Origin of the sequence: Nocardia crassostreae (genome assembly GCF_001613405.1) — a bacterium.
Classification (GTDB): domain Bacteria; phylum Actinomycetota; class Actinomycetes; order Mycobacteriales; family Mycobacteriaceae; genus Nocardia; species Nocardia crassostreae.
The window spans coordinates 1-25,254 of record NZ_BDCH01000037.1; the positions used below are offsets into that span (position 1 = coordinate 1).

At 69.3% G+C, this 25,254-nt stretch carries 18 protein-coding genes and 2 pseudogenes; 10 read left to right on the forward strand and 10 right to left on the reverse strand.

Annotated features, from left to right (window positions below; translation table 11 throughout):
• Positions 1–672, reverse strand: a pseudogene (locus NC4_RS33265) (Fe-S oxidoreductase); the annotation flags it as partial.
• 374 nt (positions 673–1,046) lie between these two features.
• Between NC4_RS33265 and NC4_RS33270 the strand changes: the two are divergent.
• Complete coding sequence (locus NC4_RS33270; RefSeq protein ID WP_067546678.1) at positions 1,047–1,769, forward strand: DUF8020 domain-containing protein; 723 nt, start codon at positions 1,047–1,049, stop codon at positions 1,767–1,769.
• 62 nt (positions 1,770–1,831) lie between these two features.
• On the opposite strand, the gene NC4_RS33275 is transcribed toward NC4_RS33270, so the two are convergent.
• From NC4_RS33275 to NC4_RS33300, 6 genes are all read right to left on the reverse strand, one after another.
• Positions 1,832–2,668 carry an NRDE family protein gene (locus tag NC4_RS33275; protein ID WP_067546681.1) on the reverse strand — a complete coding sequence of 279 codons (837 nt, stop codon included), beginning with the start codon at positions 2,666–2,668 and terminating at the stop codon, positions 1,832–1,834.
• Positions 2,669–2,849: 181 nt separating this feature from the next.
• Complete coding sequence (locus NC4_RS33280; RefSeq protein WP_245722104.1) at positions 2,850–4,184, reverse strand: S1 family peptidase; 1,335 nt, start codon at positions 4,182–4,184, stop codon at positions 2,850–2,852.
• Between the two features lie 169 nt (positions 4,185–4,353).
• Positions 4,354–5,697, reverse strand: coding sequence for a S1 family peptidase (locus NC4_RS33285; protein WP_067546687.1), 1,344 nt, complete (start codon positions 5,695–5,697; stop codon positions 4,354–4,356).
• A gap of 104 nt (positions 5,698–5,801) precedes the next feature.
• The gene (locus NC4_RS33290; RefSeq protein WP_067546690.1) at positions 5,802–6,923 is read right to left on the reverse strand and encodes a hypothetical protein; all 1,122 of its coding nucleotides are present in this window, start codon (positions 6,921–6,923) and stop codon (positions 5,802–5,804) included.
• A 45-nt stretch (positions 6,924–6,968) separates the two neighbouring features.
• Positions 6,969–9,647, reverse strand: a complete 2,679-nt coding sequence (locus NC4_RS33295) for a LuxR C-terminal-related transcriptional regulator (protein WP_245722105.1) — start codon at positions 9,645–9,647, stop codon at positions 6,969–6,971.
• Positions 9,648–9,660: 13 nt separating this feature from the next.
• On the reverse strand, positions 9,661–11,331 hold the full coding sequence (locus NC4_RS33300) for an Hsp70 family protein (protein ID WP_067546693.1): 1,671 nt from the start codon (positions 11,329–11,331) through the stop codon (positions 9,661–9,663).
• A gap of 317 nt (positions 11,332–11,648) precedes the next feature.
• Here NC4_RS33300 and NC4_RS33305 point away from each other — a divergent pair, with 317 nt between their 5' ends.
• The 3 genes from NC4_RS33305 to NC4_RS33315 all read left to right on the forward strand — a co-directional run bounded on the left by NC4_RS33305 (position 11,649) and on the right by NC4_RS33315 (position 17,055).
• Positions 11,649–13,310, forward strand: a complete 1,662-nt coding sequence (locus NC4_RS33305) for an IniB N-terminal domain-containing protein (RefSeq protein WP_157555385.1) — start codon at positions 11,649–11,651, stop codon at positions 13,308–13,310.
• Between the two features lie 26 nt (positions 13,311–13,336).
• Entirely contained in the window at positions 13,337–15,190 is a 1,854-nt protein-coding gene (locus NC4_RS33310) for a dynamin family protein (protein WP_067546699.1), read from the forward strand.
• 161 nt (positions 15,191–15,351) lie between these two features.
• Positions 15,352–17,055: a dynamin family protein gene (locus NC4_RS33315; RefSeq protein ID WP_067546702.1), complete on the forward strand. Its 1,704-nt coding sequence runs from the start codon at positions 15,352–15,354 to the stop codon at positions 17,053–17,055.
• Between the two features lie 18 nt (positions 17,056–17,073).
• On the opposite strand, the gene NC4_RS33320 is transcribed toward NC4_RS33315, so the two are convergent.
• The 3 genes and pseudogenes from NC4_RS33320 to NC4_RS43555 form a co-directional block, all read right to left on the reverse strand.
• Positions 17,074–18,234, reverse strand: coding sequence for a zinc-binding dehydrogenase (locus NC4_RS33320; RefSeq protein ID WP_067546705.1), 1,161 nt, complete (start codon positions 18,232–18,234; stop codon positions 17,074–17,076).
• A 47-nt stretch (positions 18,235–18,281) separates the two neighbouring features.
• Complete coding sequence (locus NC4_RS43550) at positions 18,282–18,917, reverse strand: MFS transporter (RefSeq protein WP_245722110.1); 636 nt, start codon at positions 18,915–18,917, stop codon at positions 18,282–18,284.
• Between the two features lie 124 nt (positions 18,918–19,041).
• Positions 19,042–19,893: pseudogene (locus tag NC4_RS43555) on the reverse strand (MFS transporter); the annotation flags it as partial.
• Positions 19,894–20,082: 189 nt separating this feature from the next.
• Between NC4_RS43555 and NC4_RS33330 the strand changes: the two are divergent.
• The 6 genes from NC4_RS33330 to NC4_RS33355 all read left to right on the forward strand — a co-directional run bounded on the left by NC4_RS33330 (position 20,083) and on the right by NC4_RS33355 (position 25,169).
• Positions 20,083–20,595 (forward strand): MarR family winged helix-turn-helix transcriptional regulator, encoded by a 513-nt coding sequence (locus NC4_RS33330; protein ID WP_067546708.1) that lies wholly within the window; start codon positions 20,083–20,085, stop codon positions 20,593–20,595.
• Positions 20,596–20,667: 72 nt separating this feature from the next.
• Entirely contained in the window at positions 20,668–21,540 is an 873-nt protein-coding gene (locus tag NC4_RS33335; RefSeq protein WP_067546711.1) for a haloalkane dehalogenase, read from the forward strand.
• 120 nt (positions 21,541–21,660) lie between these two features.
• Positions 21,661–22,524: an RNA polymerase sigma factor gene (locus NC4_RS33340; protein WP_067546714.1), complete on the forward strand. Its 864-nt coding sequence runs from the start codon at positions 21,661–21,663 to the stop codon at positions 22,522–22,524.
• 18 nt (positions 22,525–22,542) lie between these two features.
• Complete coding sequence (locus NC4_RS33345) at positions 22,543–23,187, forward strand: endonuclease (protein WP_067546717.1); 645 nt, start codon at positions 22,543–22,545, stop codon at positions 23,185–23,187.
• 90 nt (positions 23,188–23,277) lie between these two features.
• The gene (locus NC4_RS41240) at positions 23,278–24,348 is read left to right on the forward strand and encodes a DUF1707 domain-containing protein (RefSeq protein WP_084530015.1); all 1,071 of its coding nucleotides are present in this window, start codon (positions 23,278–23,280) and stop codon (positions 24,346–24,348) included.
• Between the two features lie 8 nt (positions 24,349–24,356).
• Positions 24,357–25,169 (forward strand): DUF1707 SHOCT-like domain-containing protein, encoded by an 813-nt coding sequence (locus tag NC4_RS33355; RefSeq protein WP_067546721.1) that lies wholly within the window; start codon positions 24,357–24,359, stop codon positions 25,167–25,169.
• Positions 25,170–25,254: the final 85 nt, after the last annotated feature.

Sequence of the window (25,254 nt, forward strand, 5' to 3'; positions counted from 1 at the left end):
CCCGACGAGCAGCAGGAAGAGCGCGCCGGAGAGCAGCTTGATCAGCGCGAAGATCGACACCATGATCGCGCTCTCGGGCAGCAGCTTGGCGACCTGCTCGGTGAAGAAGTCGGACCAGGTGGCGGAGTGGTGATAGGTCGCGATCTTCCCGGCCTTCACGAAGATCATGCCCAGGCCCTCGACCAGGACGATGCTCTCGATCAGATAGGCGGGGCCGAACTTCGAACCGCTGAAGCGGGAAAGGCGTTCCGGCACACGGGGATGGTTCAGCTGGCGGATCGCGATCAGCGTCACGATGCCGACCACCGTTCCGATGCCGAGGATCTCGTCCATGAGGTGGTAGATGCCCCAGGAACCGATGATGGGCCAGCGGAATTCGGGGTCGAAGACCTGGCCGTACGCCTCGAACCAGAGGATGAATCCGGCGAGGAAGCCGATCATGACGAGCCAGTGCGCCCAGCCCACGGTGCGGAATTTGTTCATCCGCGTGTGCGCCAGGAATTCGATGAGCATCGTCTTCAGGCGGGGGAAGAACGGCCGCCAGCGGTCGGGGGCGGACTGACCGACCATGATGGTGCGCACGATCGTTCGTACGCCACCGATGAGCGATGCCCAGCAAAAGATTGTGAGCACTGCTCCAATCGTGCCCAGCGTCACTGTCAGGGCATTCATGTCGCGACCTTTCCTACGAGTTTCCGAGGACGTCCTGGTACGCCCGGTTGGCTCGTATCCTAACTAACAGTAAGTTACCTGCCGGTAACTTGTCTGTCCAGGGTGTACCGACACCGTAAATCCCGGCAATTCCGGATCCCAACAAAGGTCAGGCTTACTTTGAAAGTCACTGGGTTACCGACAAGTTCAGGGTGGAAGGAATGTCGCATCTAGCGGAGTGTTCGACTAAGCTCACGCTGTCCGATTGCTGTGCGCATCTTCACATGCCCGGGGAGGTTTCGTTTCGCGCGCGACTAGTCCTGAGGGACGCCTGGGTCTCGCGTGTCGGAGATGCGGACTGCGACTCTACCTGATGACGGATTGGAAAAAACCGAATGAAGTTTCGCAGCACCACCGCGGCGGCTGCTTTGGTCATCGGCGCAATGACCATGGGTACCACCATTTCCCACGCCGATGCCGAGCCTGCGCAGCCCGCGCAGCCGGGGGATATCTCCTACTCGACCAAGCTCGTCGATCAGAAGGTCGGCGACAAGGACGTCAAGACCGTCGTCTCCACGCTGAAGGACGGGACGTTCGAGCTTTCCGAGCAGGAGGGTGCGACTCCTGAGGACCCGAAGACGACGCTGGTCAACGTGAAGGACAAGGATGGCGCCACCGTCATCACCTTCCCGCTGCAGTTCGTCAACGCGGGCGTCGAGATCCCGACCACCGCGGAGATCAAGGAAGACGGCAAGGTGCTCGAGGTCGTCCCGGAGAAGCCGGCCGACTTCAAGCCGAGCGCCGAGCCGGTCGCCGCGCGGCCGATCATCGCCACCGAGATTGCCTCGCCGGTGGAGAACCAGCGCGCCATGAGCCAGTTCTCCAGCCAGCTCGGCATCGCCACCGCCATCGGCGGCTTCGTCGGCACCGTCGTCGGCGCCATCATCGGCTGCATCGTGACGCTCCCCGTGGGCTGCATTCCGGGTCTGGTCGCGGGCGCTGACATCGGCGGCATCCTCGGCACCATCGCCGTGGGCGGCCCGACGCTGATCGCCGCGGGCCTGGAGCTGATCCAGGTGTTCCAGGCGCCGGACGGCACCACCAAGTGGGCCAACTGATCCAGTTGCGAAACCGGCTCGTCCCCCTCGTTGGGGCGGGCCGGTTTTGTGTTTGCGGGGGGCTAGGCGGGGAGGTCGAGATGTCCGGTCAGGGTGACCGTGCCCCTGCGGCGGCCGAAGCGGGCGAAGGTGCGCTCGGTCATCTCGAAGGTTCCGTCCTCGCGCACCAGTAGGACCGTGCTGCAACGGGTGCCGTAGACGGGGTGGCTGATGAACCGCGCCGACGAGGCGCGCTCGGCGTAGCGGCCGATGCCGGTATCGGGGAGTTCAGCGTCGGCGGCGCGCGTGCGATCGGCCAGAACCTCCAGGTAGGACGCCACATTCGCCGGATCGTTCGCAATCACGGAGCGCAGGGCGCGCACCCCGTCGCGGACCTTGGGCCAGGCCGGGATGTCGGTTCCGGTGGTCACGGCGCCGTCGGGATCCAGGGTTCCGACCAGGTAGCCATTGGATACGCCGTGGAATCCGGGGGGCAGCTCGCGCGGGGCGAGTGCGCTCCGATTGCTGTGCCACCACAGCGTTTCCAGATCCGAGACCAATAGGTTGAATCCGTTGTATTCGTCGTCGGCCGCCGCGATACCGCGCACGAATTTCTCCGGACCGGTGTCCCCGCGCAGGTAATCGAGCAGCAATGCGCCACGGGAGCGGGCATCCGTGCGCTCCGCGCCGCGGCCACGCACATTGGTGACCGTCGCCAGTCGACGCGGTTCCGGTGACAGACCCAGCCACGTGCCCGGGATTTCGCCGCCCGCGCCCAGATCGCGCCCGGCTAGCAGGCCGGGGACATCCGGCCACCGGCGCAGCGATTCGGTTGGCCGCCCGAAGGATTTATCGCGATTCGCGGCAATGATGAGCCGATACTCCGGATGCGCCCGCCACCCGGCCAACACCAAACACATCCCTCAAGCATGCCGGATCGCCCGCCGCTCTGGACAGGCCCGGCAATGCCCGCCCAATGCCCCTGTGTCGCCCGAACACCGCCGTTGCGAGGGTTGCCCTCCTATCGCTGCCCGTGGACGGCAAAAGGCCGGTAGCCCCTCGTGCGGGACTACCGGCCTTTGCGGCTCTTGCCGTTTCGTACTAGGTGCGCACCCGCAGGCCCGGGTTGTCGGAGAGCACCACGCTCACCGGCTGGGCGAACAGCTGCGGCGCGTTGCCGGTCAGCAGGCCGATCAGGTTGGGGATCTCGCAGATCGGGTAGTCGGCCACCGAGGAGGCGCTGGAGATGCCCAGGGCCAGGGTGCCGGTCACGATCGGGCCGCCGGAGTCGCCGGGCAGGGCGCAGATATTGGCGGAGAAGGACTGGGTCAGCAGGCGGTCGCCGACCTGGACGGTCTGGTCGATGGCATTCACCACGCCGCAGCTGAAGCCGGTGCGGGAGCCCGACTTGCAGACCGGGGCGCCGACCACCGGGATGGCCACGCCGGTGACGGCGATCGGACCGGCGTTCGGGACGCGAACCAGGTTGTTGGAGAACGCATCCCGGTAATTGTCATTGACCGACACGATGGAGTAGTCCTGGTTGCCCAGCACCGACTTCTGGAAGCTGCCGATCTGCGGGCCGACCTTGTCACCGGCCAGGATCTCGTGCACCGACGGCGAATTCGCGCCACCGGTGGCCGGGATGTTCGGATTGCAGTGTCCGGCAGTGATGTTCACGACATTTCCGGCGCCGTCGGTGCCGTTGAAGCCGAGCGAGCAGCGCAGCGACATGCGGCCCGCCACCGAGGCGTAGCCGTCGCCCGCGGCCTTGACGCCGGGGGCCTCACCGGCGATCGCGGCGGCCTGCTGGATGTCGAGCTCCTCGCTGCCGGTCGGCGGGACCGGCATGACGATGACGCGGGCCGGATCGACGAAACCGGGCAGTGGCAGGCCGGGCTCGGCCGCGCGCACCGCGATGGTGTTGTTCATGGTGTCGATGGCGACGCCGAGGACGGCCTTCGACACATCGGCGGGCTGATCCTCCAGCCACTTCTGGAAGGCGTTCTTCTCGCTGCGCAGGACCGATTCGCTCTTGCTCACGTCCTTGACGGAGAAGCCCGCGTCCTGCGCGGCCTTGCGCGCGTCGTCCAGGCCGGTGCCGGGGGCCAGGCCGATGACGGCCTTACCGGTCTCGTCGAGCCAGGCGCCCGCGAACACCTGCGGGTACTGCCGCTGCGCGGTGGCGGCGAAGGCGGCCTCCTGCTGGGCGAGATCGGCGCGCTGCAGGTAGTCCTGCGGCGAGATCTTCAGATCGCGGGTGATGGCGGTGATCAGTTCCGCGGGCAGATCGGGGGTCGTGGGCTCCGCGTGTGCGCTCGCCGCCAATGTTCCGGTGATCAGCAATGCGGAGGCCGCGATGGTTGTTCTACGGACAAGGGAGCGTGGGCCGGTGCCCACGGCAGGCGAGGAAAAGCGCATACGTGGCAGGAGCATGAGCCGACTATATGGTGTCGGGCCCGTTATGCCTACTTATTGCCCGGTGACGATTCGGTATTCGCAGGGCAAACGAACGGCGTGTCGGAAACAAGATCGAGGCGTGTCGCCCGTCCGCCGGACTCGGCCCGGATCGGGCCGAGTCGCTCGACCCGCGGTGGGCCGTCGCCTAGCCCGCGTGGGGCTTGGTCCGCACCTGAATTCCATTGCCGAGTCCACCACCGGAATTGGCCTCGATATCGGCCAGGATGGCGCGGATCGGAATACCCAGGGTCGCGGTACCACCGTACTGCGCCATGGCCGCATTGGCCTCGTTGCAGTTCGGCGCGTCGGCCGCATTCGATCCGCTGGTAATGCCGAGCGCGAGGGTTCCGGACACGATGGCGCCGCCGCTGTCACCGCCCAGGGTGCATGCGCTGGAGGCGAAACCGCGAACCGTCTTGGACTGGCCCTCGGCGGTGTAGAGCTGCGTCTCCACCCGGTCGGCAATGACGAAACCGCAAGTGAACGTGGAGTACTGGCCCGACTTGCAGACCGGCGCGCCGGTGATCGGATCGGCAATGCCGGTAATGGAGAGCGTGGTGCCGTTGGCGCCGCGCACATTCGGCTGATCCATACCGGCGGCCACCGCATCGGAATTCAGTTCGATGACCGAGTAGTCCAGGGCCGCGCCGCCGCCCACCTGCGAGTGCACGAAGGTGCCCAGCTGCGGGCTGGCGGTCAGATTCCGGACATTGGGCAGATAGACGGCGGCCCGGTCATTGGCCTTGCCCAGATTCGGATTGCAATGCCCGGCGCTGATATTCAAGGCATTGCCCGCGGCATCGGTGGCATTGAAGCCGAAGGAGCACACGTCCACGCTCTGCAGCGAGGAATCGCCGAGTGCGGTGGGCGCGCTGATGTAGGTGTCGCCGCCCATGGGCCGGCGTTCGATCGGGCCGCCCGCGTCGGGGGACAGGATCACCTTGATATTCGCGATCAGGGTGGGCAGGTTCAGCAGATGCCCGGCCGGGGTGTTCGCGACATTGACGATCAGCTGGCTGTTGAGGAAATCGACGGCGACCGAATTGATGGCGCCGGAGATTTCGCGCGGCAGGCTGCTGACCCACTGATTGAACTGATCGAGGGAACCCTCGAGGCCGTCGGCATTGATGGGGGCCAGGCGGGTCTGGTAACCGTCCTCGGCCACCACGCGCGCGGCGTCGAGCGAGGTCACGGCGAGCACCGGCTTACCGTCGACGCCGATCCAGGCGCCCGCGAACTCCTCGGGGCGCTCGGTGCGGAATTCCTTTGCGTAGTCCCGCAATTGCTGGGCCTTGGCGGCGCGGTCCAGGTACTCCGCGGGCGTCATGCGCAGATCGCGCTCGATCGCCTGCACCAGTTCGGGCGGAAGCTTGTCGGCCGCAAGCTGATTCGGTGACTCCGCGGTCACCGGGGCCGCGAATAAGGGACCGGCGAGGACGGCCGCAGCGAACCCGATGACCGTGGCGCGGCGCGCCATGAACTTGCGCATGGAGTCCCTTCGTAGTGCACCCAGCAGACCGACGATCCGGTTACTTCGCGGAACATCGGTCAGAGCATCACTTTAGGGCACAAACCACCGAAGGTCGCAGCGAACTATTGCGGATTCTGCGCCCAGGGATCCTCCCACCCGGGCGGCATCGGCAAGTCGAAGGTGGGTACCGGCGGGTAACGGTAGATGGGCGGCACCGGACGCGTCGTGGTGGTCGAACTCGGTGGCGGCGTCGTGGAGGGCGGGGTGGTGACGGTGGTGGTCTCGCTCGTGGTGGCCGGCGGTTCCGTGGTCGGCTCCACCTCCAGCTGTTCGGCGATCGGCGGGACCGGCGCGGGCTCCTCGGAACTCGTCGGCGGCGGTAGCAGCGGCGGCACCGCACCGGCGGTCGCCGGATCGGACACGACCTCGCCGCGCGGCGGACCGGGCTTCTCCTCGTCGCCGCGCAACACCGTCGCCACTCCGAGGCCACCCAGGAGCAAACCGATCACCGCGGCGGCCGCGGCGATCATGTAGGCGCCGCGGCCCGAGCGCGGTTTCACGATTTCGGACTCGGCGGTGTCGGTCTGCACGACGGGTTCGGCGGTGGTGGAGACCGGCAGCGCGGCGGAGTACGCGTGGGCCACCGGCTCCGGGAACTTCAGCGCGGGCAGCACCTCGGTGACCTCGGCGGCATTCTCGGCGCCCGCGGTGGGATCGGGCGGGGTGAGACCCGCCGGGGTGGAGAGCACCGCGGCCAGCGCCGCGCGGGCGGCGTTGTAGGCGAGCGACTTTCCGGTCTCGCCCTCGGGCTGGGGTAGGTCGCGTTCGCTGACCAGCACCACCGATTTCAGGCCCAGATAGTCCAGCGCCTCGCGCAGGGCCTGGACGTGCGCCTCGGTCCAGCCGGTCGGATGGGTGGCGTAGAACTCGGCGGGGCCGTTCAGATGATCGGCCGCCAGCTGGATGAGGCAGAAGGCGGCGGTGGCCATCAGATCCTCGGCGCGGTACGCCTCGCCGTCGTCGACGGGTATGCCCGCCGGATCGCCGACGGCCTTGACGAAACCGCTGATGGAATGCGTATGCCCGTCCGGTCGCGGTCCGCCCAGCGCGGCGTCGCCGTCATCGGACATGTGCAGGACCGATTCGCGTGCGATGTAGTGGACCGGGAGTGTGGCGTCGTCACCGATGACGACGGCCACGACGCATTCGTCGTCCGCGATCCGCAGGCCCACCCCTGTGGCCATCCTCGTTACCTCACTCGGTGCGTCCGGGTCCTCCCCGCGCCGTGATCATACGAGGAGTGATCCGTGACCCATGGCGCGGAGCATCGACAATAACTCCGATCGGCTGCTCGCACCGATCCGACGCCGGATCCGGGCCACGTGATGCTCCACCGTTTTCGCGGAGATATAGAGGCGAGCGCCTATCTCACGATAGGTCAAGCCCAGTAGCACCAGTTCGGCGACCTCCCGCTCGCGATCGCTGAGCACCGTGTCGGAGACCGGTTGCGGGCGCGGCGCGAGCGCCGCCGGGGCCCCGGCCTGCACCGGAGCCTCGGGCGGATGGGATTGGGCGCGGATGGTGCGGGCCAGCTTGAGCAGTGCGGTCGCGGTGGTCGCGTCCTCGGCGGCCAGCGCCGCCTCACTGGCCAGCCGGGCCGCATCCCAGCTCGCGCCCAGTCCGGCGAGTCGCCGTACCGCCGCCTCCACGGCCTCGCGCTCCACCCGGCCGCGCAGCACCAGCACCCAGGTGCGTCCGGCGTCCGCCAGCGCGGCCGCCTGCGGATCGCCCGCCGCGGCCGCCGCCTTCAGCCGATGCGCGTGCGGCAGCAGATCGGCCGGGCTCTCGTGCGCGATGGCGGCCTGGATCGCGTACCAGTGGAAGGCGTTCGCCCACGCGGGCGGATCGCCCAGGCGCCGCAGCAGTTCCAGCGCCGTATCCACCAGCGGCAGCACCCGCCTCTCGTCACGCAGCCGGACACCCGCCAGCCACAGCTCGCCGATCGGCAAGAGCGCCAGCAGATCCGCGCTCACCTCGTCGAACAGCGGATACGCGGCCCGCCACGCCACGGTCAGCGCGGTGTGATCACCGCTGCGCCGCGCCAGCCCCACCAGCGCCCCGTGGGCGAGTAGCCGATCCCGTGGATCCAGTGCCGCGAGGTCGACCTCGGCGAGCGCATCCGCCGCCGATTGCTCGTTCCCCCCGAGCATGGCGACCCACGCGGCCAGCACCCGCTGTTGCGGATCCCGCACGCCACCCCGCAGGGCGTCCGCCGCCCGTCGCGGATCACCCATGCTCAGGCACAACAATGCCGCGATCGACACCGCCGAACACGGCAGAAACCGATCTCCGCCATTGTCGCCGGGCGCGACCGCCGAATGCGCGGCATGGATGAGGGCCGAAGCCGCCGCCAGCGCCGCCGCGCGCCCGCCGGGCGCGGATCCCGGACGCGGCGCGCCCGAATCGGCTCCGGCAGGCTGCGCGGCGAGGTCGGAGGCTTCCGAAACCGGCGGTACCGGCGTCGCCGTGCCCACTGCGGGAGAGACAGCGGTGTCCGACTCGGCCGGGGATCGCGTCGGCGAATCGGTGGCGCGGGTCGAACCGGCCAGGGCGTCGGCGATCAGGCCCGCGCGGGCGCTGGCTTCCGTCGGCGGCCAGTGGGCGGAGAATGCGGTCAGGGCGCGGGCGCCCTCGGCGTCGCCGACGAGGGAGAGCACAGTTGCGCCTACGGCCCAGTCCGCGCCGATGCGGTGTGCGCCGAGCCAGCTGTAGAGCTGGGCGGCGCGGGCGGCCAGGCCCCGGCGGGTCCAGACACCGGCGCAGACACGGACGGCGGCGGCGAGTTCGGGCGGAGTCGCGTCCGGTCGGCCGAGGGCCGGTTCGGCCAGGCGCAGGGCGGTGTCGTGGTCGCCGGTTCGGGCGGCGGCGTCGGCCCAGCGGACGGCAATGGCGTCGGGGTCGGCACCGGCCGCGGCCGCGGCCGCATAGTGGCGGACGGCCTCGTCTCCGGCCTTCTCGGCTGTGGTGTAGAGGAATTCGGCCAGGTGCGGGTCGCGCACGCCGGACTCGGCGAGCAGCAGGGCGGTGTGCTCGCGCAGCAGTCCGGCGTCGAGCCGGGCCCTCAGGAGGCGGCGTTGGATCGACAGGTAGCGGCGGTCGCCGACCAGGGTGCGGAGGGCGGCGACCGCGGGCTCGAGCAGCAGATCGGCATCGGTGATCAGGGCGCTGCCCCGGGCGCTGTCCACCAGATCCTGTGCTGCTGTGAGCGATACGTCGAGCACCTCGCTGATCTCGGCGGTGTCCAGGCCCGCGCCGATGGCGGCCACCACGAAGGTGTCGAGCAGTCCCGGATCGGCGTCGTCGAGGCGGGTGCGCGCCCAGGTGGCCACGGCATCGTCCACGGCGGCCACACCGGCGTCCAGGCGCGTGGCGCAGGCGGCGGTCAGCGCCGCCACCACGCCGCCGTGGATACCGGCCGTGCGGGCGTGAATGTGCTGTGCCAGACCGCGCGGCACCATCATGCCGAGTTCCCGTGCGAACGGGGCGATTTCGGCCACCCCGAGCGCACGGAGATCCAGCACCCGGCCGCGGCGGGCCACCAGTTCCGCCAGAGCGCGCAGCGAAGTGTCGTGCGGGCGCGGGCGCATGGTGACTATCACCGGGCGGCCACCGAACTCGGCCGCGGCGCACAGGGCCTCGATCGTGGCGGGTTCGAGACGGTGCGCGTCGTCCACCACCAGGGCGATATCCGGTGCGGCCGTGGGGATCACATCGTGCGGATTGTCGGTGAGGGTCAGACCGCGGTGGCGGAGTCTCGTGCGGGCGGCGGCCAGCAGGGTGGATTTACCGGTGCCGGAGCGGCCGCGGATGAGGTAGAGCGGAGGAGCCGGATCGCCGGAGTCCAGCTCCCGCAGGAGTTCTCGCGCGCAGGGGAGGGAGTCGAGCGCGACCGGGGGATTGCCTATCAACTGGGACCAACTCTCAGCCGCCGGATTGCGGAAGGATCTGGCTCGGGACCGGGGGGACCGCGCTGCCGAGCTGATCGACGGCATCGGTGAGGGCCCCGGTGGGGAGCGATGGAATGGACGGTGCCTGCACATCGGGCTGTGGTTGCGCCGGTAGCTGGGCGGGGGCGGCCGGATCCTGTTGCGGTGACGAGGGACCCGGGGCGGCGGGCTGGGTGGACGGGTCGGTGGTGGGCTGGCCGGGAGTGGGGCCGGTGGCGGCGGCCGGGGCCGAACCCGGGGCGGTGACGCCCGGCGGCGCGGCCGTGACGACCGGGTTGCCGATGGGGGCGGCCTGACCGGAGGACTGCGGGGTTTCGGCATTGTCCAGCGCCGCGACCGTGGTCGACGCGGGTTGCGGGGCGGTGGGTTCCGAGGTGGCGGGCTGTGCGCCGGTGCCCATGGCCAGGGTGCCGGTGGCGAGCGCGGCCACGGCTATGGCGGCCGCGCCGATGACGGCCGCGCGCCGCCAGTGCGTGAAGCCGCTCGGCCGGGCGGCCTCGCTCGGCAGCGCCGGGAGCGGGCGGTCCGCGGCCTCGTCCGCATCGGTCTCGTTCGTATCGCGGTCGATCCGCGCGAGCGTGTTCGGGGTGGCGTTCGGACGTTCGGGATGGCGGGCGCGGGTGGCTGGCAGCGCGGAGAGCGCCGCGTGCGGTTCGGTGGGGGTGGTGTCGGCCAGCAGATCGGCGGCCAACAGGGCGGCGCCGTGGGTGCTGAGGTGGGCCGGATCGGCGGCGGTCGCGACGGGGATGCCGAATTCGGTGGAGAGCAGCTCGGTGACCAGCGGAATCGCCGAGCCGCCGCCGGTGAGCAGGATGCCGTCGAGGTCGCCGCTGGCCAGTCCGGCGCGGCGGATGGCCTCGCGCACCAGGTCGAGGGAGGCGACCAGACGGGAGCGGTAGAGGTCCTCCACCTCGTCGCGGACCAAGCGGACGTCCATGCCGAGGGCGGGCAAACGGACGGGAACCATGGTCGCCGTCTTTTTGGAGAGAGTTTCTTTCGCAATTCTGCAGCGGCCGCGCAGGGCCGACAATTCTTGCTCCAGCAAAGGATCGAACGGGTCGAAATCCTTTTCGCCCACCGCGAATGCGAGAACGTGGCGCATGGTCAGCAGATCGAATTCCGCGCCCGCCACCGTGGTGGTACGTACCAGTTCACCGAGCAAACCGGACATGCTGCCGGTGCGGGCCACGGAAACCGTCAAACCGGTCGCCCCCAGGTCGTACACCGCCATGGCGCCGTCGTGACTGGATTCGTGCACTTCCTGTAGCCAGCGCATGGCCGCCGCGGCCTCCGGGACGAGCGCCACGCCGTCCAGCCCGGCGGCGTCGAGGGCGGCCCGCTGCACCTCCACCGTGTGCTGCGGCCACCAGGACGGATAGCAGGCCACCGTGGCCGCGGCCGGACCGGTGGCGGTCATGGCGCGGCCGATGGCGCGCGCTACGAGATCCGCTGCGCGAACAGCGGATCCGTCTCTGGTCCGGAGGTCCACCGGGTCCCCCACCCGGGACAGAAAGCTCTCCGGAAGTTCCGACTCGCCGCCGAGCGCGTCCGGCAGCGGTTGTACGGTGCGCCGTCCCCCCGAAGTCGTCACGGCGACCGTATTCGACGACCCGACGGTGATGCCGAGCGCCAGACCCTGACTCATTCGAGTTCCCCTGTCCCATTTCCAGACACGCGTCGGGTGAATCGCGTGCGGCTCGAAAGCTCTTCGGTCCGATAAGTATGAAAACTGTGGGTAGGCCGGGCGGCCCATGGAACCTGTCGGTTGCTGGGGGATCGTCGTTACTGTTCACCCCCCAACAGTGGGGAAATTCCCCTAATGCCCACCAACCCCCCAATCCGGACCAACCGGAAACCTGGGGGTTTCACCCCGTTTCGGCGTAACGCGCCGCCTTCCTAGCGTGAAAGGCAATTCGAGCAGCGCGGGTCAACCGGACCCGCCCATCCAGGAGACGATTGACCATGAGCCCCAACGCAATTCTCGAGTTCATCCTCAACCTGCTGCGGGATCAGGACGCGGCCGCCGCCTATTGCACCGCCCCCGGCGAAGCCCTCGCCGCCGCCGGACTGGACGCCGTCACCCCCGAAGATATTGCCGCCGTTGCCCCCATGGTCGCGGAATCCGCCCTGGTAGCCGGAGGTTCGCAGCTGTCCGCCATCATTGCCGCGGGCACCGGCGCGGCCGCCGAAGCCGGTGCGGCCGCGGGCCTCAATGGCGCTCTCGGCGTGAACGGCGCGACGGGAGTGAATATCGGCACGGTCGCCGCGGGGACGACCGGAGCCGCCGTGAATATCGGCGCCACCACCGCCACCGACGCCAACCTCGGCGTAAACCTCGGCACGGGCCTCGACCTCGGCCTGGCCACCGGTCTGAACGGCGTCATCGGCGCGGCCACCACCATCGGCGCCGACTTGTCGACCGGCCTCGGCGCCGCCGTCGACGCCGCCACCGGCCTGGAAGCCGACCTCGGCCTCGACCTCGGCGCAGGAGCCCAGGTGGGCGCGGGCCTGGAAACCGGCCTGTCCGGCGTCGTGAACGCCGCCACCGGTCTGGGCGCACAACTCGGAACCGACATCAATACCGGTCTGTCCACTGGCCTCAACGGCGCGATCAACGCCGGTACCCAATTCGGCGCAGATCTGGAAGCGGGTCTGTCCACAGGCCTCGGCGCGGCACTGAATGCCGGAGCGCAAGCGGGCGCCGGACTCGAAACCGCCCTGAACACAGGTATCGGCGCGGGCCTGGAAACCGGCATTGGCGGAAGCATCGACGCAGCAACGGGTTTGGGTGCTCAGCTCGGTGCGGGTGTGGAAACCGGCCTGTCCACTGGTCTCGGCGCGGCTGTGGATGCAGGTGCCGGGCTCGAAACGGCGCTGAACACCGGTATCGGTGCGGGTCTCGAGGCCGGAGCGGGGCTTGGAACCGGGCTGGAGGCCGGGATTGGCGGAAGTGTCGATGCTGCAACCGGTTTGGGCGCGGGGATCGGTGCGGGGTTGTCCACAGCTGTCGATGGAGCTGTGAATGCCGGTGGGCAGGTCGGCGCCGGGCTCGAGACGGGCCTGAGCGGGGTCGGTGATGCGGCAATCGGTGCGGGTGCACAGCTCGGAAGTGGTTTGGAGACAGGGCTTTCCGGTGCGGTGGATGCCGGGACGCAGGTCGGGGCCGGATTGGAGACGGGCCTTTCCGGCGCGGTCGACACGACGGTCGGTGCCGGATCGCAGCTGGGGGCGGGGCTCGATGCCGGAATCGGCGGGGGTCTCGATGCGGCCGCGAATGCGGGTGGGGCGTTGGGTACGGGACTCGATGCCGGGCTGTCGGGTGCCGCCGGGGCGGGGGCGGAGTTCGGAAGTGGTGTGGAGACCGGACTTGCCGGGGTGGGGAATGCTGTTGCGGGGGTGGATAGCTCGGTGGGGAACGGGGTCGAGGTCGGGGTCGGTGGCGGGGGTGCGGTGGAGGCCGGGGTTTCGGTGGGGGCGAATCCTTGGGCGGGGGTGGATGTTTCGCAGGCCTTCGGGGGCGAGGTGCAGGGTGGGGAGTTGGATGCCGGGTTGTTCGGGAACGGCGGGGTGGAGTTCGAGAGTGGGGCGGGCGGGGATGTCATCGGCGACATGTTGCATTCGTGAGTTTCGCTGAGGCTGTTGGAGGATAGGTGGGTATCGCGGTGTCGGGGACTGTGGCGGCGCATCCGCTGCTGGCGGTGTTGTCGGAAACCATTGCGGTGGCGCGGGATGCGCGGCGCGGGGATCTGGTCGGACGGCTGGAGACGCTGGCCGGGCGGATTCGCGATCCGCGGCGGCGGATCGTGGTGGCTGGGCTGGGGAATCAGGGCCGCAGCCAGTTCGTGAACGCGCTGCTCAACCTGGAGATCTGCCCGGTCGGGGATGACACCGTCACGACGGTCACAGCGGTGCTGTCACACGGGCGGCAGGCGCGGGCGGAGCTGGTGCTCGCCGGTAATGAGGGCGGCGAGACCACCCGGGCGGCGGTGCCGATCGAGCAGATCGGCGCCGTCACCGCCCGCGCACCGCAGGCGCAGGGACGGCCGGTGCTGCGGCTCGAGATCGAGACCCCGAATCGGCTGCTGGCCGACGGGATCGTGGTCGTCGACACCCCGGGGCTGGGTACGCACGGCGGCGGCGGGGCGGGCACGGTGCTCGGCCAGGCCCCGGCGGCGGATGCGGTGCTGGTGCTCACCGATGCCTCCACCGAACTCACCGATCCGGAGATGGATTTCCTGCGGCAGGTGCGGGAGCTGTGCCCGGCGGTCGCGGTGCTGCTCACCAAGATCGACCTCTATCCGCACTGGCGGCAGGTGTTCGAGGCCAATGAGAAGCATTTGCGCACAGCGGGTATCGAGGTGCCGATGCTGCCCGTATCGGCCGTGCTGCGCACCCACGCGCTGCGCCTGCAGGACGAGCAGCTGGGCCGGGAATCCGGATTCGGCCCGGTCTTCCAGTTCCTGCGCGACCAGGTCGTGGCCCGCGATCAGGCCGCCGTGCAGCGCACCGTCGCCCTCGACATAGGTTCCGCCGCGGAACATCTGGCGCTGGCGCTGGGCAGTGAACTCGTGGCGCTGCGCGATCCGGAACGCGGCGCCGCCGCCGTCCGCGAATTGCAGTCCGCGAAATCCACCGCCGAGCAACTACACCGCCGCACCGCGGCCTGGCAGCAGACCCTGGCCGACGGCATTACCGACCTGGCCGGGGATATCGATCACGACCTGCGCAATCGCCTCCGGAATATCGCCCGCGCCGCCGAGGACTGGATCGACGACCACGACCCGGGCAGGCACTGGGACAGCATGGACGACTGGCTGACCACCACGGTCGGCACCGCCGTCGGTGACAATCTGCTGTGGACCGGCACCCGCACCGTCCGCCTCGCCGAACAGGTGGCCACCCACTTCACCGAACTGGGCGCCGTCGATCTCCCCGACGTCCGGGAAAAGCTGGAGGACAACGCATCCCGCGCCGGATCCTGCACCCTCGCGGACCTGGAACCCGACCTCGGCTTCACCCACAAGGTGCTGGTGGGCGTCAAAGGCTCCTACGGCGGCGTGGTCATGGTCGGCCTCGTCGGCACGCTGGCGGGCATGGCCCTCATCAACCCGCTGTCCCTCGGCGCGGGAGCCATCCTCGGCGGCAAGGCCTTCCGCGACGACAAACAGGCCCGCCTGGCCAAACGCCGCAATGACGCCAAGATCGCGGTCCGCCGCTACCTCGACGATGTCGCCTTCCACACCGCCAAGGAGACCAAGGACCGCCTGCACCGCATCCACCGCCTGCTCCGCGATCATTTCACCGCCATCGCCGACCGCACCCTGCGCTCCCTCGACGAATCCCTGCGCGCCGCCCAGCAAGCCGCATCCGTCGAATCCACCCGCCGCACCGAACGCATCACCGATCTGGAACGCCGCCTGCACATGGTAGCCGAACTCCGCCGCCACTCCACCGCCCTCCTCACCCCCGCGCCCCCCGCCCTACCCGAGGGCCGCACGGTGTGAAACATCGTCGACCGGGAACTTGTGGCGGCGGCCTCTCGCGATTTGCCGCCACCAGTTCCCGGTCATCGCCATTTCAGATTGGCGGTTGCTAACGCGGGGCGGGGTGGCGGCGAATGAGGGGCGATGCGTGGAGGTGAAGCGTGCTTCGGAATCGGGAGCCGATGAGGGACGATGCGGGGGCCGGGTTCGGGCTGGGGCCTGAGACTCGCGGGCTCGTGGCGGCGGCGCGGCGGGCGTTCGCGCAGCAGCCGGGCGTGCGAGCCCAGCTGGAGGAATGCGCGCGCAGGCTGGACCAGCCCTTGCGGGTGGCGCTGGCCGGGCAGCTCAAGGCGGGTAAGTCGACACTGCTGAATGCCCTGGTGGGGCAGGACATCGCGTCCACCGACGCGACCGAGTGCACCCGTCTGGTCACCTGGTACCGCCATGGCGCGGCGCCTCGGGTCAGCGCGTACTCGATGGACGGGGCCCGCGCCGATGTGGTGGTCCGGCGCGGCCGCGGGGCCGGGGGCCTGCCGGGGGCGCACGGGCTCACCTTCGATCTGTCGGCGCTGCGCTGGAATTCCGCGCGCCCACGCGAGGTGGATCACCTCGCGGTGGAATGGCCGTCCGCCGAGCTGGAACAGACCACCATTATCGACACCCCCGGTATCTCCTCACTGTCGCGGGACGTCTCGGCCCGCACGTCGCGACTGCTCACCCCGGGCGCGGGTGCGGCGCTACCCAGCGCGGACGCGGTCCTCTACCTGCTGCGCCGCCTCGATGCCGCCGATGTGGACTTCCTCGAGCAGATCGGCGCCGGACCCGGCGCGTCGCGGGAACGGCCGAGCACGGTGGGAACCGATATGTCGCGCAGTCGGCAGGGTGCTGTGGAAACAGGGGCGGCGCACGGATTCCCGGGTATCGCGGGAAGCGGGGCGGCGCATGGGTTCGCGGGTGCTGGAGCCGCGGGTCCGCTGGGCGTGATCGGCGTGGTGTCGCGGGCCGACGAAATCGGCGCAGGCCGGATCGACGCCCTGCATTCCGCGCGCGATGTGGCCGCGCGCTTCGCCGGTGAACTGGAGCGAACCGGGCTGTGCCAGTCGGTGATTCCGGTCGCGGGCCTGCTGGCCTTCGCGGCCGCCACGCTGCGCCAGCGCGAGTTCGCCGCCTTCGCGGAGCTGGCCACCCTGCCCGTCGACGAGCTGAGCGCGGCGCTGCTGTCCGCCGACCGGTTCGCCCGCCCGGATCTGCCGCTGCCGGTCCCGCCGGAGCTACGCGCCCACTTGGCGGCCCGCTTCGGATTGTTCGGTATCCGCTTGGCCGTCACGCTCGTTCGCCTGGGGGTGCGCGATTCCCACACATTGGCGGCCGAGCTCACCGCCCGCTCCGGGCTGGACGAACTACGCACTGTCCTGGACGTGCAATTCGCCCAGCGTGCCGAGGAATTGAAGGCGCATTCCGCCCTGACCGCCCTGGCCCGGATACTCGCGATCAATCCGGGCACGCCTGCCGACGCGCTGCTGCCGCGCGTGCGGACCCTGCTCGCCGATGTGCACGGCTTCGCCGAACTCCGGCTGCTCGGGCATCTGCGCGTCGGCGAGCTGCCGCTTCCCGCGGCGGATCTGGCCGAAATGCACCGGCTCATTGGCGGAGCGGGCGTCGCACTGCATCTGCGTCTGGGCCTGCACGCGCACACCGATCTGGCCACCCAGCGCGAGGAAGCCCTTGCCGCCGTGCACAAGTGGCGCGGCCGCGCCCGGCACCCGCTGGCGGATCAGGCCATGGCGACCGCCTGTCTGACCGCCGCCCGCAGTGCGGAGGGCCTCCTCGATATCCTGCACGAACTCCCGACCACGCCCTTTCCGAGCCTGCGTCCCCGGCGGTGAACGGGAGCTCGGGCGGGTTCAGGGGACCGTGACCTCGCTGCGGGGATCGATGAGGATCTTGGCGTGGTGCTCGGGCGAGGCCAGGGCGGAGTAGGCGGCGTCCACGCCGTCGAGGCCGACGGTCCCGGTGATCAGCGGCGACGGGTCGACCTTGCCGTCGGCGAGCATATGCAGGGTGTCGCGGAATTCGCCCGGGTCGTAGCCGAAGACGAAGCGGAGTTCGATCTCCTTGTTGATGGCCAGGGCTGGACGGAAGGTGTCCGGCTGCATGCACACGCCCACCACGATCACGCGTGACATGGGCGGGGCGGCGGCCAGGATCTGGTCGATGATGCCGGGGACGCCCACGCATTCGAAAATGGCCGGGCCGGAAGGCCCTTGATTGAAGGCGTGAGCCGCCCGGAAGAGATACCACCAGGGGATGCCGGGCAAGCGGCGCAACCGTTCCATGGCGTCGAAGCCGAGGTTGAGCACATCGGTGGCGCCATTGATACGGGACTTCTTCGGAGCCGCGGTCCACGGTGAATCGGTGACCGGGTCCACCACCACGTCGGCGCCGCACCGCGCCGCCAGTTCCCGGCGGCGGGGCGAGAGGTCGCTGGCGATGACGGTGCGGACGCCGGACGCCTTCAGCATGGCGACGACCGCCAGACCGATGGGGCCGCAACCGATGACGAAGGCGGGCCGGTTCCTGTCGACCCGCGCCTTGCGAATCGCATGCCAGGCCACCGCCATGGGCTCGGTCAGCGCGGCGTGATCGGTGGCGAGGCCGTTGGGGACGGCGAAGGCCATGGACTCCTGCACCAGGACCTGTTCGGCATAGCCGCCGGAGGCCGCCGCGGACAATCCGGTCAGGTGCGGCTGACGGCCGGTGCGGACGATGGGCAGCGCCACCAGCTGGGTGCCGGAGGTCCAGCGGCGGCGCGTGCTCGGCCCGTAATCGACCACCTCGCCGACGAATTCGTGGCCCATGACCACGCTCTGATCCGAGCGCATGAAGTGGTCGTAGCCGGTGGCGGCGGCCAGGTCGGCGAGTTCGTCGCAGTGGCGGCGGGCATGCAGATCGGATCCGCAGATACCGCAGCGCAGCACGTTGACCAGCACTTGGCCCGGGCCCGGGGTGAGGGCCGGCAGCTCCTCCACCTGGAATTCGCCCTTGGTACACGTGACTGCGCGCATGACTCGCTCCTGTCGAAAGACGGTGTCGAGACTGGATTCTGCCGGAGTCAGACCAGCTGGGACTCCGCATCGGCGAGTTCGGCCTCGTGCGGTTCGAAGCGGGCGTCCCGGGGCAGCGCGAGGAAGCCCAGGCACGTGAGCGCCATCAGGGCGATGCCCCACTTCAGCGTGAAATCGAAGGTGTGCGCGAAGTTCACGGCATTGGCCGCCACGCCCGCATCGGAGAGCGTGCGGGCGAGGGCCGGATCGCCGCCGCCGGTTTCGCAGCTCGCGGGAACCACCGACGGATCCACCTCGGCGGACCGATCTCGCACGCAGGCACGGAAGTTGGCGAGAATCTCGTCCTGCACCGGCGCGGGCAGCCCGGCCGCCGCCAGCTCGGCCCGCGTCTGCGCGGCCACCGAGTCCACGCCGCGCCCGGAATCCTGATCGAGCTGCGTGAAGAACACGATGCCGACCAGGGCCACGCCGAGCGCCATGCCCAGTTGCTGCCCGGTATTGAGCAGCCCGGACGCCGCCCCGGCCTCGCGTTCCGGAATCTGGCCGAGCAGCATGTCGATGGTCGGCGCCACAATGAATCCGAAGCCGATACCGGTCACGATGAGCGGCACGACCATCTGCCAAGAGCTGAGCTCGGATTTGTAGCGCGCCGCCAGCCAGCCGTACAGCCCGAAACCGGCCATGGTCACCAGTCCGCCGCCCAGCAGTACCCGGCGGCCGAACTTCGGGGGCGAGCACACTCACCGAGACTCCGGCGCCGATGCCCGCGCCGACCGCGAAAAGCACCGAGGTCAATCCGGCGCGCATGGGTGTCCAGCCCAGGCCCGCCTGCATGAACAGGCTCCAGACCAGGAAGAACCCGCCGAAGCCGATCCAGAACAGCAGCCAGCTCGCCAAGCCCACGGTGAAGGGCCGGGAACAGAACAGATCGATATCGACCAGCGGGGAGCCGATGGTGCGGGCCCGCCACCGCTCGTACACCCCGAAGACCGCGAAGACCGCCAGCGAGGCCGCGATCATGACGAAAGTCCAGACGGGCCAATCCAATCGGCGACCCTCGGTGAGCGGGTACACCAGCAGCAGCACCGCGGAGACGGCCAGCGCCATACCGATGATGTCCAGTCGCGGCGGATTCGGGGACCGCGAATCCCGCATCACCACGGCCGCGGCGACGAGCCCGAGAATGCCGACCGGGATATTCACCAGGAAGATCGGCCGCCAGCCCAGATCGAACAGATCCCACTGCACCAGCAGCCCGCCCAGCGCCAGGCCGACCGCGGAGGCGGAGCCGCCGACACCGCTGTAGATGGCGATTGCCTTGGCGCGCTCGGTTTTCGGGAAGGTGACCCGGATGATGGCGAGAATCTGCGGCACCATGAGCCCGGCCATGGCGCCCTGCGCGAAGCGGGCGGCGATGAGCACGGCTGGATCGGTGCTCAGCCCACAGGCGGCGGACGCCAGGGTGAATCCGGCCATGCCGAGCAGGAACAACCGCTTGCGGCCGTAGATGTCGCCGAGGCGGCCGCCGGTGATCAGAACCGCCGCGAAGGCCAGGACATAGGCGGCGATGATCCATTCGATCTGCGAATACTCGGCTTTCAGATCGTTCTGAATGCTCGGTATCGCCACATTGACGATGGTGACGTCGAGCAGGTCCATGAACCCGGCGGCCAGGACGACGGCGAAGGCGATCCAGCGGCGGGGGTCGAGTGTGGTGGGTTCGGTGTCGGTGTCCACGGCGATCTCTCTTCGATTCGGTGCGGGTGGGCGACGAATCAAACTATGCACATGAAGTGATTATCATGCAATAGGGAAATCATGAATGGTGCCTTCAGATAGGCTGCGGGGGTGACCGATGCCGCCGCCAGTCATCCGCCGCTCTTCCAACACGCCGCATTCCTGTTCGGGCAGTTGGGAAGTCATACGGTCTACCGCTTCACCGACCTGCTGTCGCCGCTGGGCATCAAGCCGCCGCAGTTCGGTGCGCTGCGGATTCTCAAGGCGAACGACGGGCTGTCCCAGCAGCAGTTGTGCGAGGCGCTCGGCATCCATCGCAATGTGATGGTCGGGCTGGTGGACGACCTGGAGAAGCGCGGACTCGTCGAGCGGCGCAAGCATCCGACCGACCGCCGCGCGCACGCCGTGCACCTGCTGCCCGCCGCCGACGAGGTCCTCGATCGGGCGGAGGAACTTGTCACCGGGCTGGACGCGGAACTGCTCGCGCCGCTCGAACCGGCCGAACGAGCGCAACTGGTCGAGCTGCTGCAGCGGGCCGCCGTCGGCAACGGGCTCACGCCGGGCATTCATCCCGGCCTGACCGCCGAACGGCAGGGCCCGCCGCCATGTGACGAGCGTCACTGAACAGCCGAGTCACAGCTAGGGATTCGGTGTGTCCAACCAGGTGTAAGCAAGTCACCCGGAAGGACGGACACCATGCCCACCATCGAGATCCTCGACTCGTTCATCAACTACTCCGACACCGGCAGCGGCGATATCCCCGTCGTCTTCCTGCACGGCAACCCCACCTCGTCCTACATCTGGCGCAATGTGATTCCGCATGTCAGCGGTGAAACCCGGGTGCTGGCACCGGATCTCATCGGTATGGGTGACTCGGGTAAGCCGGACGGCGACTACCGCTTCGTCGATCACGCCCGCTACCTCGACGCCTGGTTCGACGCCCTCGGCCTGGATCGGGTGATCATCGTCGGCCACGACTGGGGCGGGGCGCTCGGCATGCACTGGGCGGCACGGCATCCCGAGCGGGTGCGCGGCATCGCGATCGTCGAGACCTTCCTGCGGCCGCTGGAATGGTCGGATATGCCGCCGCAGGGCGCGGAACTGTTCCGGCGCTTCCGTTCCCCCGAGGGCGAGGAGATGGTGCTGGAGAAGAACATGTTCATCGAGTTCAACCTCCCCGCCTCCACGCGCAGCCTGTCGCTGGAAGCGCTCGACGCCTACCGCAAGCCGTACCCCACGCCGGAATCCCGCAAGCCCATGCTGGTGTGGCCGCGCGAATTCCCGCTCGGCGGCGAACCGGCTGATGTGGTCGCCATTGTCGAGAACTACGGGCGCTGGATGGCCGAGTCGCCGCGGATCCCCAAGCTGCTCATGGCCGTCGAGCACGGCGTCGGGCTCGGCTCCCCGGAGGTGATCGACTGGGCCGCACGGACCTTCGCCGCCACCGAGGTCGTGAATATCGGACCGGCCGGGCACCACAGCCCCGAGGACCAGCCCGATGCCATCGGCTCCGCCGTCGCGGAGTGGATGCGCGCGCACGCGCTCACCGCCGCGGGCGCGGTAGCCTGAAATCGCCGTGGCAGGGCCGATCGCGGGGTGAGACACCTGTTTCGCCCCGCGATCCCTTTTTCACGGGTGCACTCGAATTCAGGGCTTGCGAGGCGAGCCCGCCGCATCGAGGCTGGCGAAATGGAGATCGAAGCGGACGACGACCGCGGCCCGGACAGCGCCGAACGGGAACTGGTCGCGCGAGCCGTCGCCGGGGATTCCGCCGCCGTCGGCGAAATCGTGCGGCAGCTGCAGGATCCCATCTACCGGCTGTCCCTGCGCATGGTGTGGCGGCCCGCCGACGCCGAGGATGCCACCCAGGAGATCCTGCTGCGCGCGGTCGGCAAGCTCGATACCTGGCGGGGTGAGGCGAAGCTGCTCACCTGGGCGTACCGGATCGGCGTCAACTACCTCATCAACCTGAACCGGCGGACCCCGCAGGAGTCGCGGCAGCTCAGTCTGGACGAATTCAGCGAGGGTTTGAAAGACGGTCTGGTGGAAGCGGACTACCGCGGGCCCGAATCCACGCTGCTCACCCACGAGGTGCGGCTCAACTGCAGCCAGGCCATGCTGCAATGCCTGGCGCGCGAGGAACGCGTGGCCTTCGTGCTCTCCGATGTGTTCGAACTCAGCTCCACCGAGGCGGCGTGGATCGCCGATGTCACCCTGGCCGCCTATCGAAAGCGCTTGGAGCGCGGTAAGAAACGCCTCGGGAACTTCCTGACCAAGACCTGCGGCCTGGCCGATCCGCAGGCGTTCTGCAAATGCTCGCGCCGGGTGGAGAAGGCCGTCGAACTCGGCCGGGTGGACCCGCGCCGCCCGGCCTTCGCCGGTCATCCGGTGACCTCGGGCGGACGCAGCGTCGAAGCGGCCGAACGCCAGATGGTCCGCCTGCACGATGCGGCCGCCGTCATCGGCGCGCATCCCGACTACGCCGCGCCTCGAGCGAAAATGGAGGCCATAGCGGGTCTCATTCGATCCGGCAGGTTTCCGCTGCTGGAATGAACCCCCGGCAGGTGCACCATGCATTCACCAGATATCGTCCGCGCGCTGCTCGACCGAGCCGGAACCAGTTACGCCCGGGAAGCCGGTATCAAACTGGCCGACAAACCCGCCCCCCTGTACCAGCTGCTCATCCTCGCCCAGCTGCTCAGCACCCGGATCTCCGCCGATATCGCGGTGGCCGCCGCCCGGGAGCTGATCGGCAGCGGTTACAACACCACCCACCGGGTCGCCGATGCCGAATGGCAGGAACTGGTCGATGTCCTGGACCGTGCCCGCTACCGCCGCTACGACGAATCCACCGCCACCCGCCTGGGCGCCAATGTCGCCTTCCTCCTGGACGAATACCACGGTGACCTGCGTCGATTGGCGGCCGCGGCGGACCGGCGACCCAGCCGCCTGGCCCGGCTGCTCCAGGAATTCCAGGGCATCGGCCCGGTGGGCGCCGATATCTTCCTGCGCGAGGTCCAGGACACCTGGACCTGGATCCGCCCGCACTTCGACGAACGCGCCCTGCAAGGGGCCGCCGAGCTGAACCTCCCCACCGATCCACAGGCTCTGGCCGCCCTGGCTCCGGAAGGTCACACCGCCGACCTCGCCGCCGCCCTGGTGCGCGTCACCCTGGACCACGACCTCGCCGCGGAGGTGCTGGCGGCTGCCCATTGAGCGATCCCCCGCACCGGGAAGATCCAGTTGCCGCAGATGTCGGATTTCGCCGGGCGGCCGCGGCGGTGCGGATCTACGATTCGGGCGTGAGTGCGAGTTCGGCCGGGGGGGTCGGGGGAGGCGCGCGCGGCCGGACGGGTGCGGGCGCGGGATATCGATCGGGTCAATGTGCGCGGGCGTCTCGATGCCGCCTATGAGGAGGGGCAGCTCACCGCCGACGAATATCACCAGCGGTCGGAGGCGGCCGGGCGGGCGCAGACCCTGGGGGAGCTGCGCGAGTTGGTGGGGGATCTGCAGCAGTCGGCGGGGACGGCGGATCTGCGGCTGCCGGATGCGAAACGCGCGCGGGTACGGCGGAGCGCGGGCGCGTACCCGGGGCATGTGCGGGCCCGGGACAAGGATCGGGCCGCAACCTGCGCGGCATTGGACGCGGCGCACGGCGATGGACAGTTGTCGGCCGACGACCATCGGGCAATGGTCGAATTGGCCGAAGGCACACGGACTTTGGGGGAACTGGCCGAGCTGACGGCGGATCTGCAACGCGCGGCGGACGCACCCGAAGCGCCGCAGCCGCCGCGGGTGCGCAAGCGGCCGTGGTTCGCGGCGGCGGTCGGCATGTTCGTGTGGGTGGACCGGCCCGCGGCGCGACCGGCGGGTGCGCCCGTGGTCGACCTCGGCGTGGTCGAACCACTGGTGGTGCCGACGCCGAACTTGCTGACGGCGGAAGGGATTACACATTTCCGCGAGGTGTATCGGGCCAAGTTCTGCGACACGCTGGTCGATGCGCTGGATCTGTTCGACGAGCATGCGAGCCTGACCCGCGCGGTGTCCGGTCAGCCCAATCGGAAGGTGGAGTACCGGTATCGGGGCGGATTCGAGCAGTCGAACTCGATCGCCACGCGGGAAACGACCACCGCCGCCTTCGATCTCGCCGCCGTGGATGTGGCCGCCCTGGGCAGACTGCTCGCCGAGGCGCCCACGCTGTTGCGGGTGGACGGCGGCGAGATCAGCCATCTCAGCTTCGAACCGGACCCGGTTTTCGCGGACGAGGGTTCCGGTCCGCTCGTCTCGGTATACGTGAGCAACAAGTTTCAGGAATACGGTCACCTCTATGCCACCCCGGCGGGCGTCGTCGTGCGCAGTTGGCCGTTCGAGGGTTAGGCGCGGGTATGGCCGAGAATCGACGCCACGGTAAGTTGCGAGCCCGCGATGCCGATCGCGTGGACGCCTGCGCACTGCTCGACGCTGCCAGGTCCGAGGGCGAGCTGACGGACTCCGAGCATGCGCAGCGGACGGTGAAGGCCATGCGCGCCAAGACCTTCGGCGATATCGATCGGCTGATCCACGATCTGCAGATCCCCGCCAATCTGGCCGACGCACCGGTGGTGCGGGTGGACAAGCGCAAGCCGTCGTGGCGCTGGCAGGCCGCCGGGGCATTGATCACCGTGGCCGCGCTGCTCGGGGCGCTGGGCGGCTGTGTGGCCCGCACGACCGCCGCGGAGCCGCCGCTGCCCGATCCCACCACCGGCGCGGGCCTGGCGAGTTTCCTTGCGGCCTACCGGGATCGGTACGGGGATCTGATGGCCGACGAGGTGAGCCTGTACCCGGACGATGTGCTGGCCGAGCGCCCCACCGCCGATCCCGGGCGGGCCGAGGACATCTACTACAACGCCAAGGGTTTCCGGATCGACAGCACCTCCCGCGACGATTCCGCGACCCCGCTCGATCTGGGGGCCATCGATATCGCGAAGCTGTCGCGCCTCATTGCCGGAGCGCTGCGGACACTGCGTCTGCCGGACGGCGAGATCACCCACATCATCATCGATCGCGCGCCGGGCGCGAATATCGCCGATCCCAATTCGTCGGTCACCGATCCGACGGTCACCATCTACGCCCACGCCGCCGACGACGGCCGCCGCTACGGCCATCTGGAGACGACCCTCGCGGGCGAGCCGCTGACGGTCCACCCCGCCGCGGAGTGACCCCCGCCGATTCTTGCGTCGGGTCGGCTCGAGAAAATTTTCGAGCGCCTGGGGAATAGGCGACGTGCATCGCCCGTTGGAGCTG

Excerpts from the sequence above, each read along its gene's own strand:
- NC4_RS33270 (WP_067546678.1), top strand. The coding sequence starts at position 1,047 with ATGAAGTTTCGCAGCACCACCGCGGCGGCTGCTTTGGTCATCGGCGCA.
- NC4_RS33335 (WP_067546711.1), top strand. The coding sequence starts at position 20,668 with ATGCCCACCATCGAGATCCTCGACTCGTTCATCAACTACTCCGACACC.
- NC4_RS43550 (WP_245722110.1), bottom strand. The coding sequence starts at position 18,917 with ATGGCCGGTTTCGGGCTGTACGGCTGGCTGGCGGCGCGCTACAAATCC.
- NC4_RS33355 (WP_067546721.1), top strand. The coding sequence starts at position 24,357 with ATGGCCGAGAATCGACGCCACGGTAAGTTGCGAGCCCGCGATGCCGAT.
- NC4_RS33275 (WP_067546681.1), bottom strand. The coding sequence starts at position 2,668 with ATGTGTTTGGTGTTGGCCGGGTGGCGGGCGCATCCGGAGTATCGGCTC.
- NC4_RS33305 (WP_157555385.1), top strand. The coding sequence starts at position 11,649 with ATGAGCCCCAACGCAATTCTCGAGTTCATCCTCAACCTGCTGCGGGAT.
- NC4_RS33320 (WP_067546705.1), bottom strand. The coding sequence starts at position 18,234 with ATGCGCGCAGTCACGTGTACCAAGGGCGAATTCCAGGTGGAGGAGCTG.
- NC4_RS33290 (WP_067546690.1), bottom strand. The coding sequence starts at position 6,923 with ATGGCCACAGGGGTGGGCCTGCGGATCGCGGACGACGAATGCGTCGTG.
- NC4_RS33300 (WP_067546693.1), bottom strand. The coding sequence starts at position 11,331 with ATGAGTCAGGGTCTGGCGCTCGGCATCACCGTCGGGTCGTCGAATACG.
- NC4_RS33345 (WP_067546717.1), top strand. The coding sequence starts at position 22,543 with ATGCATTCACCAGATATCGTCCGCGCGCTGCTCGACCGAGCCGGAACC.
- NC4_RS33340 (WP_067546714.1), top strand. The coding sequence starts at position 21,661 with ATGGAGATCGAAGCGGACGACGACCGCGGCCCGGACAGCGCCGAACGG.
- NC4_RS33285 (WP_067546687.1), bottom strand. The coding sequence starts at position 5,697 with ATGCGCAAGTTCATGGCGCGCCGCGCCACGGTCATCGGGTTCGCTGCG.
- NC4_RS33280 (WP_245722104.1), bottom strand. The coding sequence starts at position 4,184 with ATGCTCCTGCCACGTATGCGCTTTTCCTCGCCTGCCGTGGGCACCGGC.
- NC4_RS33315 (WP_067546702.1), top strand. The coding sequence starts at position 15,352 with ATGAGGGACGATGCGGGGGCCGGGTTCGGGCTGGGGCCTGAGACTCGC.